This window comes from Apibacter mensalis, assembly GCF_001418685.1.
In the GTDB taxonomy this organism is placed as follows: Bacteria; Bacteroidota; Bacteroidia; order Flavobacteriales; family Weeksellaceae; genus Apibacter; species Apibacter mensalis.
This window is the reverse complement of sequence record NZ_LIVM01000004.1, coordinates 158,467-175,038: the sequence shown is the minus strand read 5'-3', so window position 1 is coordinate 175,038 and position 16,572 is coordinate 158,467. Positions and strand designations below refer to the sequence as shown.

The following is a 16,572-nucleotide window of genomic DNA, read 5'->3' as shown; positions in this document are numbered from 1 at the left end:
TTCATTATTTTTAGTTATTAGCAATTACAGTCTAAGAATTGAAAAAATTGTAAAATTAAAATTTCAAATTTAATAAATATTATTTCTAATGTACAGGTGTTATTTACTTTCTAATTTTATAATAAAAAACACTTTATATAAATTAATCGTTAAATTTTACCCAATTCCTGATATTTCATTTTTTTTTAATTTTTTATTCATGAAATTAGTGCAAAAATCCATTATAATTATCTAAATTTGATATTTAAAATTTAATTCATGAATGCATGTATTATTGTCATTGGTGATGAAATTCTTTCCGGCAGAACCCTGGATACCAATTCGAATTTCATAGCTAAACAACTTGACCTGATTGGAGTTTCGGTTACTCAAATTTCAACAATCTCCGATAACCCCACTTCAATAGTTAACAAATTAAAAGAATCCTTTTCCTCCGACAATGATTTTATAATAACTACCGGCGGACTGGGACCAACCCAAGATGATAAAACTAAACAAACCTTAGCAGAATTCTTATCTGACCAATTAGTTCTTAATCAACAAGCGTTAGATTTTATCACCCGGTTGTATTGCACTAATGGACGCACCATGAATGATTTGACACGAAAACAGGCTTGGGTACCCTCCAGTTCAGAAGTAATTATTAACAGATATGGTACTGCTCCAATACTATGGACAAAAAAATCAAATAAAATTTTAATTAATCTACCCGGTGTTCCCTACGAAACTCAAGCTATGTTTAAGGAATTTATAATTCCGAAAATAAAAAAAGAATTTAATCTACCCCATATTATAAGGCGTTCTGTCATTGTGGTAGATTATCCCGAAAGTGAATTAGCTATAACTTTAACGGATTGGGAAAACAACTTACCAGATTATATCTCTTTGTCTTACTTACCTTCTGGAGCGAGAATTGAACTTAGATTGAGCGCAAAAGGTTTTAATAAAACAATCTTGGAAGAAGAGATAGCTCATGAAATAAAAAAATTATCTTTCATTCTTGATAAAAAACTTATATCAACAACTACTACCAATATTGTAGAAATCATTGCCGATTTTTTTTCAAAAAATCAGCTCACTTTGTCCATAGCTGAAAGCATCACGGGGGGAAATATATCACGTAAAATTACTTCATTAGCCGGAAGTTCAGTCTACTACAAAGGTGGCATAACTGCCTATTGTACTCAAATTAAAGAAAATATTTTAAAAATTCCTGAATCTTTCATTAATACCCATAAAGTTGTAAGTGAAGAAGTAGCCAAAAAAATGGCTATTAATTGTGCAAAATTATTCAACTCAGACATAGCTTTGTCTACTACAGGCGTAGCCGGTCCCGGTTCGGATGAATTTGATGACTCCGTGGGGTTGGCTTATATCGGGTTATATTTTAAAGGTATAACTTATGTAAAAAAATACAATTATCCTTATTTGACGCGAGATGAAATGATAACTTGGATTACCAATAAAGCTTTAGAATTAATTTATTTTGAATTGATTAAAAACAAATAAAATTTGAAGTATTTATTTGGTATAATTTTAGATTTCATGAATAGATAACCAATCATAAGATTATGAAAAAAAGAAAATTAGGTTCAACAGATCTTGAAGTCTATCCATTCGCCTTTGGAGGCAATGTATTTGGTTGGACTGCCAATGAAGACACTTCTTTTGAATTATTAGATCAATATACAGAATTAGGTTTTAATTTTATTGATACAGCAGATGTATATTCTGCATGGGTTCCGGGAAATAAAGGCGGAGAATCAGAGACTATCATCGGAAAATGGATCCATCAAAAAAGAAATAGGGATAAACTTGTTATTGCTACTAAGGTGGGTGCTGAAATTAACAGCACACATAAAGGCTTAAAAAAATCATATATCCTTTTAGAAGTTGAGGAATCATTAAAACGCCTACAAACAGATTATATAGACTTGTATTTTACTCATTTTGATGACCCCAATACACCCATTGAAGAAGTTTTGGAAGCATATCAACAACTGATAAAGGCAGGTAAAATACGTTATATAGGAGTTTCCAACATGTCCCCTGAAAGAATAATAAAATCTCTGGAGATAAGTAAGACTAATAACCTCCCCTCTTATACAGTTTTACAACCGGAATATAATCTTTATGATCGGGAATCGTATGAGAAGGATTACGAGCCAATTGCTGAAAAATACAATTTAGGAGTAATGACTTACTATTCTTTAGCAAGTGGATTTTTAACCGGAAAATACCATTCCGAATTGGATTTAAATAAAAGTAAAAGAGGTGATGGATTAAAGAAATATTTAAATGAAAGGGGGATACGCATTATCAAAACTTTAGAGGAGGTTGCAGCAAGAAATACAGCTACCCCTGCTCAGGTTGCCATTGCCTGGATTATTCAAAGACCTAGTATTACCACTCCTATTGCGAGTGCTTCTAAACTAGGACAGCTGGATATATTAAAATCAGTGGACTTAAATTTATCTGAAGATGATATGAATGACCTGGATACTGCCAGTAGAGTCATCCCATAAATAATAAACGCTTAGTTTAATATAAAAAAAAGTATTCAATGAATTGAATACTTTTTTTCTTTTATGAGACAAATTAAACAATATTATCTGTTTTGTAATATAAATATAAAATTTTTCTGTCTTTTAAGTAGGTTTTAAAATTTGATTTTATTTTTTCTCTAATTTTATTTCTTATCTTTGCAAAAATTTTATTTAATTTCATGGAATTATACTACTCATTTTCAATCCTTATTATTTTAGCTGCTATTTTTTCATATATTAATGTCAGATTTTTAAAATTTCCCTCCACCATTGGGATTATGATCATTGCATTAATTATGTCAATTATTTTAGTTCTTTTAGGTAGTTTGACATCTAAACCGTTAAATGATATTGCTTCTTTAATTAAAGAATTTGATTTTACCGAAATATTGATGGGATGTATGTTAAATTTCCTGCTTTTTGCCGGAGCAATACACATTAATATGTCGGATCTGAAGGAGCAAAGGCTCCCTGTAATAATATTTTCCACGTTGGGCGTTATTATATCTGCTATCGTTGTGGGTGCAGGGCTTTATTATACTTCGAATTATCTTCTCCCGCTTATAAATGTACATACTGAAATACCATTAATATATTGTTTACTTTTTGGAGCATTAATTTCTCCTACTGATCCAATTGCTGTATTGAGTATATTAAAACAAGCCAATGTTTCTAAATCTTTAGAAACAAAAATTGCCGGAGAATCCCTACTTAATGATGGGGTAGCGGTAGTATTATTTGCCGTGTTAGCTAATCTTGCTTATAATCCTGTAGTTGTTGCAACCGGACGTATGGATTTATCATTTGCTCATATCTTTGATTTGTTTCTTAGAGAAGCAGTAGGCGGATTGTTATTAGGTGCTGCACTTGGATATCTTGCCGCTTATGCCATAAGAACCTCACACGATTACAAGGTTGCGGTTCTTATAACTTTAGCCGTAGTTATGGGGGGATATCTTATAGCAAGTTCTCTGCATACCTCTGCTCCACTTGCGATGGTTGGTGCAGGATTAATTATTGGAGAATCCAGAAGAAAATTAGGAACTAATAAAAATAGCAGTGTGAGTACTTTCTGGGAATTAATTGATGAGGTGATGAATGCTATTTTATTCCTCTTTATGGGATTCCAACTATTGCTTATTGATGATCTAATACATTATTGGCTTTTAGGTATTATATGCATTATAATCGTCTTATTCGCCAGATTTATATCTATAAAGATACCAACGATAATTATTCCATTTAAAGAAAAATTCAGTAAAGGAACCATAGCAGTACTAGTATGGGGAGGATTACGTGGAGGGGTTTCCATAGCTTTGGCTCTTTCAGTTCCCGAAAGTGATTATAAAGAAACTATTATAGCCGTTACTTATGTTGTAGTTGTTTTCTCCATTTTAGTTCAAGGGTTGACTGTCGGAAAAGTAGCGAAAGATATTCAATAAAATAGTTCTTAAGCAGTAATTACTACTAATGATTTTACAAACTATAATATAAAAATACAGGTAGTATCTGCGTTGTTGATAAAAATGCAGATACTATTTTTAAACATCCGAACTTATCTTTTAAGCAATAGATAGATATGATTCCAATTTATTAGAACATTTTTACTCTACATTTTTAATACTATCTTGTGTACCCAATCAAAATCGAGGTATATTAACTCACATACATCCATGTTACTTTAAAAAAGCTAATTTAATGGCATATTTATTGTTTAAAAAATAAAGAACTACAAGATTATTACACTTCCTTCATTAACCGGAATAGAATTTAAATCTAAAAAAAATTATTATTTAACTCTAAAAAATTTATATTAATGGAAGGAATGGGTATTTTATGGTCTATAATTATAGGAATTATAGCCGGTTTTATTGCTGGTAGAATCATGCGAGGCAGCGGATTTGGAATGTTGATTAATTTGCTTATTGGACTTGTGGGAAGTATACTGGGTGGATGGATCTATAGTTTATTGGGCTTTTCCAGCGGAGGTAAATTTGGAATGTTATTAATGTCTGTAATTGGTGCTGTAGTTCTCCTATGGGTTATTTCACTATTTAAAAAAAAATAAAACTCAAAAAATTAATATGTTATGAGAAAAATAGTTATAGGTACAGTTCTAGGTGCAGCCGTAGGATACTTTGCAAGAAAAATGCAAGAAAAAGGATTTTTCGATCAAATGTCTGATGAACTATGTCAACTTAAATCAAAAACCAAGAAAAAATTTAATGACGTTGTAAATACCGGTAAAAACGAGGCAGAAGATATTAAATACCGGGCACAAAAAATAGGTGAGAAAGGGGTAGATTTTTTAAAAGATAGTTAGTCATCGAAAAAACAAATAAGAAAATAACAGCTATTCAGCTGTTATTTTTTTATTTTTTAAAATAAAATAATAATTAAATATAATAGTAGTTTTTTATTAATCATATTTAATAACTGAAATTTGACATAAACACGCATGAAATTAACAGATACTCCTATTGAATTGGGAACAGAAAATATTGGTAAACTTTTAAAACAATACGCTATTCCTGCAATTATAGCAATGATGGCTTCTTCTCTATATAATATAACTGATAGCATATTTATAGGGCATGGTGTTGGTCCACTCGCTATTTCAGGATTAGCAATCACATTCCCGCTCATGAATCTGGCTGCTGCCTTTGGTTCCCTTATGGGCGTGGGGGCTTCTACATTATTATCTGTTCGTTTAGGACAAAAGGATTATAACACTGCCAACAGTATATTGGGAAACGTATTTATTGTAAATCTTTTCATTGGAATATCCTTTACCGTCATAACCCTACTTTTTTTAGACCCTATATTGTATTTCTTTGGTGCCAGTAAAAAAACGCTTCCCTATGCTCATGATTTTATGGTTATCATTCTACTGGGAAATGTAATTACCCATACCTATCTCGGTTTAAACGCTATGCTAAGGTCATCAGGAAAACCTAAACAATCTATGTATGCCACAATATTTACGGTAATTATAAATTTAATTTTAAATCCCTTGTTTATTTTTGGGTTGGGTTGGGGAATAAAAGGCAGTGCTTTTGCTACTGTTATTTCACAAATCATTGTTTTAACATGGCAAATTTATTTGTTTAGCAATAAAAATAATTTTATCCATATACAAAAAGGAATTTTTAAACTAAATAAATACATTATAAAAGATTCTTTAGCTATAGGCATGTCTCCATTTTTAATGAATGCCGCTTCATCAGTCATTATTATTTTAATTAATCAAGGACTTTTAAAATACGGAGGCGACTTAGCTATAGGAGCCTATGGAATTGTAAATCGCATTGCTTTTCTGTTTGTTATGATTGTTCTAGGATTAAATCAGGGAATGCAACCGATAGCCGGATATAATTTTGGAGCTAAATTATACCATCGGGTAAAAGAAGTATTAAAAAAGACTATTACAGGTGCTACTATTGTTATGTCCATCGGATTTTTTATTGTAGAATTAATACCCCATGTAGTGGCATCCATTTTCACTAATGATGAGGAACTAATTAATATAGCTTCTGTTGGGTTACGAATTGTCTTTATTTGTTATCCTATTGTTAGCCTTCAAATAGTCATATCTACTTTCTTTCAAAGTATCAATATGGCTAAGAAAGCAATTATTTTATCGTTGACAAGGCAAGTAATTTTTTTAATTCCATTTTTATTAATTCTTCCTAATTTTTTGGGAATTACCGGAATATGGATAAGTATGCCAATCGCAGATTTTTTTTCTACCATCTTAGCTATACTTATGCTTTCTAACCAATTTAAAGAATTTAATAAACAAAACCTAAACAAACCATGACAGAAAAATATATTGTTACCATTGGCCGACAAATGGGAAGTGGAGGTCGAGAAATTGGAAAAAAACTAGCCAACTTATTGAACATATCTTATTTTGATAAAGAAATTATTAATCTCGCATCGAAAAAAAGCGGATTAAATGAAGAATTTTTTGAACAGATGGATGAAAAAAACAGTTTTAGTTTTTTTGATAATTTTGCTGGAATGCAATTCTCCAAAAATTATTTAGGCAGCGAAACTTTATTTGAAATACAAAGCAGCATCATTCAAGAATTAGCCGATAAGGATTCTGTCCTTTTTGTAGGTAGATGTGCCGATTATATACTTCGCGAATACCCAAGACGATTAGATATATTTATCACAGCTACTAAAGAAGACAGAATTAAAAGAACTGCTGAAAGAAAAAATATCTCTTTAAAAGAAGCTGAAGATTTAAACCATATGATAGATAAAAGAAGAAAAGAATACTATAATTTCTTTAATAAAAAAAGTTGGGGACAGGCCAATTCCTATCATCTTTGTATCAATTCTTCTATATTGGGAATCGATAAGAGTGTAGATCTTATTAAAATTTTTATTGAACAAAAATTCAACCTTTAATTAATGAAACATATAGTGAATTATCATGTTTATACTGTTATTAAACTATATGGTTCCCGTTAAATTTATTGAAAAACATCGATCCGAGCACATTCAATTTTTAGAGAAACAATACGCTCCGGGCTATTTTATATTATTAGAAGCAAAAAATTCAAGACTTGGGAAATTTATTATCTCTCTTTTTTAAGATGCAGAAAAGTTAATAACAAATTTAAAATAAGATCCTTTAAGAAAGCTTTAATCTTATCGACTATAAGAGTGCGGAAATAATTCCATCTATGAATTAGAAAAAATCAAAATATCTTATAGAATAATTTGTCAAATTATCTTTCTAATTACAAAAGTATTATATTTGACAAAAAATAAGAAACTATATGAAATTGCTTGAAGGAAAAACCGCAATTATTACCGGAGCAACCAGAGGAATAGGAAAAGGTATTGCACAAGTATTCGCAAGGCATGGAGCCAATATTGCTTTTACCTATGCATCTTCAACTGCGAAAGCAGAAGAATTAGTAAAGGAACTTTCTCCATTAGTTAAAATAAAAAGTTATCAATCTGATTCTTCCGATTATGAAGAAGCACAAAAACTGATTGATGAAGTTCTGAAAGAATTCGGACCAATTGATATCGTAGTTAATAATGCCGGAATTACTAAAGATAACCTTCTTTTAAGAATGAGTAAAGAAGATTGGGATGAAGTGCTGAGAGTCAATTTAGATTCCGTGTTCAATCTTACTAAGGCAGCAACCAAGCCTATGATGAAACAAAAAAGTGGGTCTATTATCAATATGAGCTCAGTTGTCGGGGTTAAAGGCAATGCCGGACAAGGAAATTATGCTGCCTCTAAAGCCGGAATTATAGGATTCTCAAAATCTGTTGCTTTAGAGTTAGGCTCAAGAAACATTCGATGCAATGTGGTGGCTCCCGGATTTATAGAAACAGAAATGACTCAGGCTTTGGATGATAAAACCGTTCAAGGATGGAGAGATAATATTCCTTTAAAAAGAGGTGGTACTCCCGAAGATATTGCTAATGCTTGTTTATATCTTGCGAGCGATTTATCGAGTTACGTTACCGGACATGTACTCAATGTCAATGGCGGAATGCTTACTTACTAAACAAAAAAATAGATAAAGCCCTTATAAATAAGAGATTAAATTTTTTTTAATCTCTTTTTCTTTTGTTAACTTAGTAAAATATGTATAGCAATAAATTATCAGTACAACTAGTAGGAGAAGTATTATACCGATACGGAATTACCGACATCATAATTTCTCCAGGTTCAAGAAATGCCCCCTTAACCATTCACTTTACCAATCATAAAGAATATACCTGCTATAGTATTGTAGATGAACGTTCTGCCGCATTTTTTGCTTTAGGAATGGCTCAATCTAAGAAAAAACCGGTAGCTATTTGCTGCACCAGCGGTACAGCCTCTGCTAATTACTATCCAGCAATTATAGAAGCTTTTTATCAAAACGTCCCTATTGTAGTACTCACAGCAGATCGACCTGAAAATTACGTAGATATTTTTGACGGACAAACCATCAGGCAAAAAGATATATATCGTAATCATATTTATGGATCGTATCAATTATCCGAATCGGAAAATGATGAATCGATTACCCAAAATTTCCTGGATTTGAAAAAAGCTCTAAACACCTGTATCTTAAAATCCGGACCGGTACATATTAATATTCCATTTTCAGAACCTTTATATGAACAGTCAGATAAATTAGAAATTAGTTTTGAAAAACTCACTCTTCCGGAAAAGAATTATCCTTCAGAAACATATGACGCTTTACTTCCGCTATGGAACCAATATGCTAAAAAAATGATTTTGGTAGGTATGCAACAACCGGATGCTCAACTTAAAAACTTACTTGAGAAACTTGCAGACCGCGAAGATACAGTTATTCTTACCGAAATAACATCCAATCTTAATTCTACGAAATTTTATCCTACTATCGACCGTTATGTATTTCCTTTTGGTGAAGAAAAAATGGAGGAATACAAACCTGACCTTCTTCTGACTCTCGGTCAAAATATAGTCTCTAAGAAAATTAAGGTATTTTTACGTAATTCTAACTTAAAGGCTCATTGGCATTTGGATGAATATTGGCATCCGGATACCTTCTTTGCTTTAACCGAAAAAATCATTGATTATCCTGCGGATTTTCTCCATAAACTGGTGAAGTTACCTCAAACCGAATCCGATTATTCTTTACTTTGGAGGAAATTAAAAAGTGAAAAGAAAAACAGACATGATGAATTTATTAAAAATGTCCCCTATTCTGATTTATGGGTTATGAATACCTTAAATGATAAAATACCCGACTTTTATAATCTCCAAGTATCTAACAGTTCAATGATTCGCTATGCGCAGTTATTTAATTTTAATTCAAAAAATAATATTTTTTGTAACCGAGGAGCAAGTGGTATTGATGGGGCTACTTCTACGGCCGTGGGTTTTGCCGTTGCCGATCCGGCTCCTACTGTATTAATTACGGGCGATATGGGTTTTTTTTATGATTCCAATGCTTTGTGGAATAAATATATTCCAACGAATTTCCGAATTATTCTTGTAAACAACGGAGGTGGGGATATTTTTAAAATTATTCCCGGTCCTGATACTTCAAATTCTTTAGATGAGTATTTTGTAACCCGGCACAACCGTACAGCACGATTGTTAGCAAAGGAATATAATTTCGAATACAACGAAGTACATAATCAGGAAGGATTGATCCAAAATATAGATTCTTTTTTCTCCCTAACCGATAAACCCAAATTATTAGAAATAAATACCAAAGGGCAACCTAATTCGAATATTTTACGTGCATATTTTAATTTTTTAAATCAATAAAAAACAATGAAAATTACGGTAATAACCCCCATGAGAGAAGAACAGGAAAAAATCACGAATGCTTTCAATGAGTTTTCATCTCTTCAACATTCTTACGAAGTAAGAATATCCGGAATAGGACGGGAAAATGTAGCTAAGGCTCTCATCAATAAACCAAAATCTGACCTGGATATTCTGGTTGGGTTTACCGCTATTATCGGTGTTGAAAAAACCATGCCCAACGAATTAAAAAAGGGTAGTTTGGTGGAGGTGGTTGCTTCTTCTTTATATGGATATTCCGGTGAAATATTTGAAAATGGTAAGCTAAAATTAACATCTTCAAAAACTAAATTTCCTTCGCTCAGCTCATTAACATCGGATAAATTTGTAACTACTTCTAACCTTCCGATCGGAACACTAATTAATATGGAGGATTATACTTTTATGTGTTTAAAAAGACCTCAGGATTTTATTATTCGCATCATTTCAGATTTTTTACCTCATCCGCAAGAAATTGATTTTTTAAAAATCATCGAAGATATTTCTTTTACTCCTGTTATTGAGTTTTTGGAAAGCTTACAGTAACTTCTGATTGGATTAGGCACCTAATTCCAGTTGATTTTTTACCAGATTATAATATTCGGACTTAGCTTTAACCAACTGGTTATGATTTCCTACTTCAGCAATTTGCCCGTTTTTTAGCACTATAATCTGATCTGCATTTTTAACCGTTGATAACCGATGGGCAATAATAACCACGGTCCTCCCCTTAAAAAATTCCTGTAAATTGTCATGAATGATCTTTTCATTTTCAGAATCCAGGGCAGAAGTTGCTTCATCAAAGAATAAATAGTTGGGATTCTTATAGACGGCCCTGGCTATTAATATTCTTTGTTTTTGTCCTCCGGAAAGTTCTATACCTGAATTTCCAATACGTGTAAAATAATGCATGGGCAGTTGTTCTATAAAATCTTGTATACCTGCAATTTTCGCAGATTCCCTAAGTTGATCAATATTACAATCTTCCATAGACATGGAAATATTACTTGCTATAGTATCACTGAAAATATTTCCATTTTGTAAAACTGTTCCGCATTTATCTCTCCAGTCTTCTGCATTTATTTCATTAATAGAATAATCGTCTAAATATATTCCTCCTTGTTTTACAGGATAATAAGACAATAGTAATTTTAAAAGAGTTGTTTTTCCGCTTCCACTAGCTCCAACAATAGCCGTTACAGAGTTTTTAGGAATATTAAAAGATACATTTTCTAAAATAAAAGGATTATAACTTCCGGGATATTTAAATGAAACACTATTTACATTGATATTTTTTATATTATAATTTTTTATTTCAATTTTATTTGTATCATCTTCATTAGGTGTATCATATAATAATTCTATTCTTTTATTAGCAATGTTAACATCCTGAACATCTCTTATAAAAGAAATTATGTTTTGTATAGGACCTGTCAATTGACCTATAATATAGGATATGCTTAATAAAACCCCTAAAGTCATTTTTCCTTCAATGATCAATATAGCACAGTATCCTATTGCAATTATTTCCTTTAATTTAGAAAAAATATTCATACCTACCAATTGATAAGTATTTAAAAATAATGACCTTAATTCCAATTTATTCGATTTATCCTGAATATATAATATTTTATTTATTATATTATTTTGTGCTCCATTGATTTTTATTTCAGGCATATTCATTATAAATTCATATATATTATTAGAATTTTCTGTTTGTTTTAAGAAAATTGCATACTCATTTATCCTCCTTCTTTTTAGGAAAATAAGTACCCATAGTATAGATAATATAGATAAAACTAGATAAACAAAAAAAATAAATCTATTGAAATAAAATAAAATACCGCCAAATACTAGTATATTAAACAGAATTAAAATAAGATTAATACCTTTCCATGTTATAAAATTTTGAATAGTATTCTGATCGTTCAATCGTTGTAAAATTTCTGTATTGATTTTTGTATCAAAAAAATTTAATGGTAATTTTAAAAGTTTATTTAATAAAGCTCTTTTTAAATTTATGGTTAATAAAAAGTTGCTCTTGGTTAAAATTAATTGATTTATAAAATCTGATAAAAAATTTGAAATAAATAAAATAAATTGTGCTAACAAAAGATAATAAACAACGCTTATAGACTTAGATAAAATTCCAATATCTATAATTTTTTGAAACGTAAATGGAATAAACCAGTTAGTGACTAAGCCCAATACTATCAAAATGAAAGATATAATATATTTACTTTTATTTTTTTTGATAAATGATATTGAAAACTTAAATATATTTGAATTTATTAATCCTTTCTCTTCTTTGTCTTTCTTTTTTCCTATTGCAAAATTTTCTGTTGGTTCCAGGTATATAGCAACACCTTTCTCACTATTTCCTTTCCATTCTGTTTCAAAAACCTCTTGTTCTAAAATTATTTTACCATAACCTGGATCAAGTATATGATAGAAAGTCTGTTTATTTTTCTTTCCAATCTTCTTGATTACAACAAAATGGCTTTGTTTCCAATACAAAATACAAGGTAAAGGAATTTCTTCCAATTCTGTAAGAGTGAGTTTTAGCGCTACTGAATACAACCCTACTTTCTCAGAAACGTCCAATATATCTTGCACAGATATTCCTAATCTTGTAAATTCAAATAATGCTTTAACAGAGGAAAGTGAGCTTCTATTGCCATAATAACTCATTATCATAGCCAAACATGCCGCTCCGCAATCTGTACTTTCAAGTTGATGATAAAATATAACCTTACTTTTATTGAATATTTTCAACAATTTCATCAATTTTTGCTAATAGAACTTTGTCTTTTTCTTCTTTACCACCATAAATACAATATTCTTCATTTTTTTTTAGATGTTCTATCGCATGCTGGGAACATCCTCCGTTACAGATTGGAAGTAACTCACATTTTAAACATGGTGCATTTCTAAACTTAGAATTCATTCTTTCTTCTAAATGATTATCTTTCCATATCAACTCTCCATTATTAGATAAGTATCCAACACGATTGTTTGATGAAAAATCACGCGCTGTACATTTAAAAATGTCTCCATTGAAATTAACTACAACACTATTTCTTTTGTCAGCATAGCAAGAATCTAATACATTATTTACTGTTCTAATACAAGCTGTTTTTATACCCTTTTCTTTCATAGATTGCAATTCATAAGCTAATATTTTTGAAATTTCTTTGCCATTATCATTCTGCCAAACTCTATGAAAATCGAATCTTAGATATTTTTCAATTATTTCTGGATTCACATCTTTAAAATCATCAGCTATTTTTCCGGTATCAGCAATATTTTCATCTGTATAATTCACTCTTGCCGTAACTCTAAATTGATTATTTATTAGAAGTTTAATATTATCAACGATTTGATAATAAGAACCTTTAGTCTTATTTACATATCTTACTTTATCATGCTCCTCTCCATAACCGTCAAAAGTAATCTGTAAATGACAAGTTTTATTTCTGCTTTTAAAATAATTAATAAAACTTTTATTAATTAAAAATCCATTTGTAGTGAAACTTATGTGTAGATTTTTATTTCTCTTTTCACATAACTCTGAGCAATAATCTATTAAAGATACTACAATTTTATCAAAATACAATAGAGGTTCTCCTCCAAAAAAATACAAATTGAAATTAATCAATTCTTTTTCAAATGTTATCTTGTCTATCAATAATTTAATTTTATTAATCTCAGACTCTTTCATTCTTGAACTCTTAATGTGAGATTCATAGCAATACCAGCATTTAAAGTTACAATTCATAGTTGGATTGACAATCAACATAAATGTTGTTAAATCTCCATCTATTTTTTTTGAAAGTTTTTTTACCTTCTCTAATTCGTCTTCTTTACTATTTAAAATAAAATTATTATCAAATAAATAATTAAAAAACTCAGGGTGAATTATTTTAATCTCATCACAACTCTTATTATTTAATAGATCTTTTAATCCCTCTTCTATGAATATTACTTTCTGCTCAAAAGTATTATATAAAGCAAATTTATCTCTGTAAGGAATAAAAGTATTATAAAAACTATATTTCATAGGATGTATTTAATTTAAAACAGAATTCAATCCACCTATTAATTGTTTAGATTCAGTTTATGTTAAAAGTTTATTATTTTTATACACTTATTAATAATAAATAAATTCTCTGCCAATGGCAGAGAATTTTTTAAGAAATCATTCAAAATTTGATTGTAAAGAATTTTCACTACATTTCCCTCCTTTACAATTAACATTACATACAATGTTAAAGCCTTCACTTCCACCCAATGATCTAGTGGAAAAAGAATCTGAAAACCCTCCTTTCATAACCTTTCCTGATGTTTTTAATACTTCAAATTTAATAACATCTAATTTTTTTTGTTTTTTTCATGATAAATTATTTTAAATTTTTTTAGAGTAACCTTTTTATGTCATGACTCATCTATGGACAACAATTGAAATTGGTATTTTTAATGGATTCTATTCTTCTCTTCTGCATTACTTTCTTCTATATTTTTAGTTTTAATCGTTGAACTTCCTAATTTATAACTCAATGACAGGCGTATATATCGGGAGTCATAATAGCCTCTATTATAAGATTTTATTCCATTCCTAATTTTTATAACTCTATAATCATAGTCTTTTAAAATATTATTAATGTTTAAGGATATCTGCATTTTTTTATTGAATACTTGAGCTTTAAAAAATAGGTCTAACTGATTCTTTTCTTTACCATTTCCTATGTCTCCACTTTTGCTGGGAGTTGAATAATAATAAGTAAAGCCTGAGGAGTAGTTTTGTTGTTCATCAAAAACAAATGCATTGGTCGTTTCAAACTGAACATAAAATCCTTCTTGTGATTTAGGCGTAACAGGATATGCTTGTGATTTTGTATAAAGATATTGTCCAATAGCACCTACAGAAGCTTGCAACCATTTTAGCTTATTATAAGAAAATCGTTCATAAATTGCATAAGCACTTGTATTAAAATAATTCTCACTTTTTGTATATTGTATATAATTGTTTTCATCTATTCTTGTTAATAAAGAATACGAATCTTTTATTATTAAATAATAAAAAGTACTTTGCAACATACCTTTATAGTCATAAGAAAATTCTATATTGTGAGAAAGTATTGGTTTTAAAAATGGATTACCTTCTGAATATGAATAGGGATTGGAATAATACCTAAAAGGATTCACGGAATTATAATCAGGTCTTTCAATTCTTCTAGAATAACTCAAAGAATATGAATTATTATCATTTGCTTTGTAAAGAGCATAGAAAGTAGGAAATAGTTTTACATAATTATTTTTATTCTTCTGATGAGTAATTTTAGAATTTCCACAGGTTTGGGTATTCTCCATTCGCAAACCTGCCTTAAAGTCCCATTTCTTTAGTTCTTTATTTACCGATATATAAACTGCTTGCGTGTTTTCCGTGTAGTTAAAATTATCTTTATTTGTACTTTCTGAATTTCCGTTTTTTAGTCTGGAATTTTTTAATCCACTTTCTGTTTTTGTAAATGATACTTTGGTTCCATATTCTAATTTTATATTCTTCATGGGATACTCCATATCCACCTTTCCGCTATAATTATTTATTTCCAACGTTCCTCTATTTTCAACAGGAAAATAGCTGTAAATCCTTTTCATTGTATCGTCATAGGTATTGGTGAAGTAATTAATTTCATTTTCCTTATTATAATTGAAATAATCGAAGTTTACTTTTAATTTCCGCCCAAGACTATCTATAGCAAAATGGGAATACCCATTTACTGAATTCAATCTGCTTATTGATTCCTGGTGATTATGTGTTTGAAGTAAAGAATCTAACTTTTTTCCATAGGCACACAATCTTGTTTGGTCATTGCTATTGGAATGAGGATTTGAATAATTTATCAAATACTGAATTCCTGTATTCCACTTGGGGGTTAACTGATAATCAACAACGAATCTGGAGTTTACTGAATTTTCATAGTATTTACCTACATCTTTTTCATTCCATAATTGCGAAGGATAAAAGACCTTCCTTTTTTCTATTCCTTGTGAAAGTCCGTTACCGTAATTTGCAGACACTCCTAAAGTTAATTTTTTCTTATTATAGTTAAAGTTTCCACCTGCTCTTCCATATCCGTAAAAACCTTGTTGGTAGGAAGTTCTAATAGTGGAAGACCAAGAATCTTTTTTAGCCTTTTTCAACTGTATATTTATTAATCCCGAATTACCCTCCGCTTCATATTGTGCCGGTGGGGTGGTTATTACTTCTATATTTTTAACATCTGCTGAGGAAATAGATTTTAAATAATTAACCAAATCATCTCCTGATAGAGGTATGAGCCTGTCGTTTACCATGACTTTTAAACTACTTTTTCCTATAAGTTCTATTTGATCGTTAACTACTTTTACTCTAGGTGTTACTTTTAAAAGATCCAATACATCTCCCCCTGATGAAAATACTGAATTTTCCACATTAAAAACCATCCGGTCTACTTTGCGCTCTATTAATTTTTTATTCCCTGTTACGGTTACTTGCTGTATTTCTTTTTCTACTGCTACTTTTATCTCGCCCAGGTCTATATCTTCTTTCAGGTCCCAATTTTTTGCATATACTATTTTTCCCCAGTGCTTTACTTCTATCGTATAATTTCCCGGTGATAAATGACTGAAAGCAAAAAAACCGTCTTCTTCTAAAACGGTACTGTTCAAGATAGAATCTTG

The 16,572-nt window shown here is 30.2% G+C and carries 14 protein-coding genes; 11 read left to right on the top strand and 3 right to left on the bottom strand.

Translation table 11 applies throughout. From position 1 onward, the window contains the following. The first annotated feature begins 258 nt into the window (after nucleotides 1–258). The 10 genes from ASC36_RS04190 (at nucleotide 259) to ASC36_RS04145 (ending at nucleotide 10,395) form a co-directional block, all read left to right on the top strand. Nucleotides 259–1,509 carry a CinA family nicotinamide mononucleotide deamidase-related protein gene (locus ASC36_RS04190; protein ID WP_055425236.1) on the top strand — a complete coding sequence of 417 codons (1,251 nt, stop codon included), beginning with the start codon at nucleotides 259–261 and terminating at the stop codon, nucleotides 1,507–1,509. A gap of 62 nt (nucleotides 1,510–1,571) precedes the next feature. After that, nucleotides 1,572–2,525, top strand: coding sequence for an aldo/keto reductase (locus ASC36_RS04185; protein ID WP_055425235.1), 954 nt, complete (start codon nucleotides 1,572–1,574; stop codon nucleotides 2,523–2,525). 200 nt (nucleotides 2,526–2,725) lie between these two features. Further along, nucleotides 2,726–3,988, top strand: a complete 1,263-nt coding sequence (locus ASC36_RS04180; RefSeq protein ID WP_055425234.1) for a cation:proton antiporter — start codon at nucleotides 2,726–2,728, stop codon at nucleotides 3,986–3,988. A 374-nt stretch (nucleotides 3,989–4,362) separates the two neighbouring features. Continuing rightward, entirely contained in the window at nucleotides 4,363–4,614 is a 252-nt protein-coding gene (locus tag ASC36_RS04175) for a GlsB/YeaQ/YmgE family stress response membrane protein (RefSeq protein WP_245630737.1), read from the top strand. A 21-nt stretch (nucleotides 4,615–4,635) separates the two neighbouring features. After that, nucleotides 4,636–4,869: a YtxH domain-containing protein gene (locus ASC36_RS04170; RefSeq protein ID WP_055425233.1), complete on the top strand. Its 234-nt coding sequence runs from the start codon at nucleotides 4,636–4,638 to the stop codon at nucleotides 4,867–4,869. Nucleotides 4,870–5,004: 135 nt separating this feature from the next. Beyond that, nucleotides 5,005–6,366, top strand: coding sequence for an MATE family efflux transporter (locus ASC36_RS04165; RefSeq protein WP_055425232.1), 1,362 nt, complete (start codon nucleotides 5,005–5,007; stop codon nucleotides 6,364–6,366). Next, nucleotides 6,363–6,965: a cytidylate kinase-like family protein gene (locus ASC36_RS04160; RefSeq protein WP_055425231.1), complete on the top strand. Its 603-nt coding sequence runs from the start codon at nucleotides 6,363–6,365 to the stop codon at nucleotides 6,963–6,965. Before ASC36_RS04165 ends, ASC36_RS04160 begins: the two co-directional genes overlap by 4 nt. Nucleotides 6,966–7,339: 374 nt before the next feature. Next, nucleotides 7,340–8,086 (top strand): 3-oxoacyl-[acyl-carrier-protein] reductase, encoded by a 747-nt coding sequence (gene fabG, locus ASC36_RS04155; RefSeq protein WP_055425230.1) that lies wholly within the window; start codon nucleotides 7,340–7,342, stop codon nucleotides 8,084–8,086. A gap of 80 nt (nucleotides 8,087–8,166) precedes the next feature. Then, nucleotides 8,167–9,831, top strand: a complete 1,665-nt coding sequence (gene menD, locus ASC36_RS04150; RefSeq protein WP_055425229.1) for a 2-succinyl-5-enolpyruvyl-6-hydroxy-3-cyclohexene-1-carboxylic-acid synthase — start codon at nucleotides 8,167–8,169, stop codon at nucleotides 9,829–9,831. A gap of 6 nt (nucleotides 9,832–9,837) precedes the next feature. Continuing rightward, a complete protein-coding gene (locus ASC36_RS04145) occupies nucleotides 9,838–10,395 on the top strand; it encodes a hypothetical protein (protein WP_245630736.1) in 558 nt (185 codons plus the stop codon). 12 nt (nucleotides 10,396–10,407) lie between these two features. On the opposite strand, the gene ASC36_RS04140 is transcribed toward ASC36_RS04145, so the two are convergent. Beyond that, complete coding sequence (locus ASC36_RS04140; RefSeq protein ID WP_055425228.1) at nucleotides 10,408–12,633, bottom strand: peptidase domain-containing ABC transporter; 2,226 nt, start codon at nucleotides 12,631–12,633, stop codon at nucleotides 10,408–10,410. Then, a complete protein-coding gene (locus tag ASC36_RS04135) occupies nucleotides 12,608–13,909 on the bottom strand; it encodes a radical SAM/SPASM domain-containing protein (RefSeq protein ID WP_055425227.1) in 1,302 nt (433 codons plus the stop codon). Before ASC36_RS04135 ends, ASC36_RS04140 begins: the two co-directional genes overlap by 26 nt. A gap of 115 nt (nucleotides 13,910–14,024) precedes the next feature. Between ASC36_RS04135 and ASC36_RS04130 the strand changes: the two genes are divergently transcribed. Next, a complete protein-coding gene (locus ASC36_RS04130) occupies nucleotides 14,025–14,258 on the top strand; it encodes a hypothetical protein (RefSeq protein WP_055425226.1) in 234 nt (77 codons plus the stop codon). Nucleotides 14,259–14,322: 64 nt separating this feature from the next. On the opposite strand, the gene ASC36_RS04125 is transcribed toward ASC36_RS04130, so the two are convergent. Continuing rightward, on the bottom strand, nucleotides 14,323–16,572 hold a 2,250-nt coding region (locus tag ASC36_RS04125), incomplete at its 5' end, for an outer membrane beta-barrel family protein (protein ID WP_221400561.1).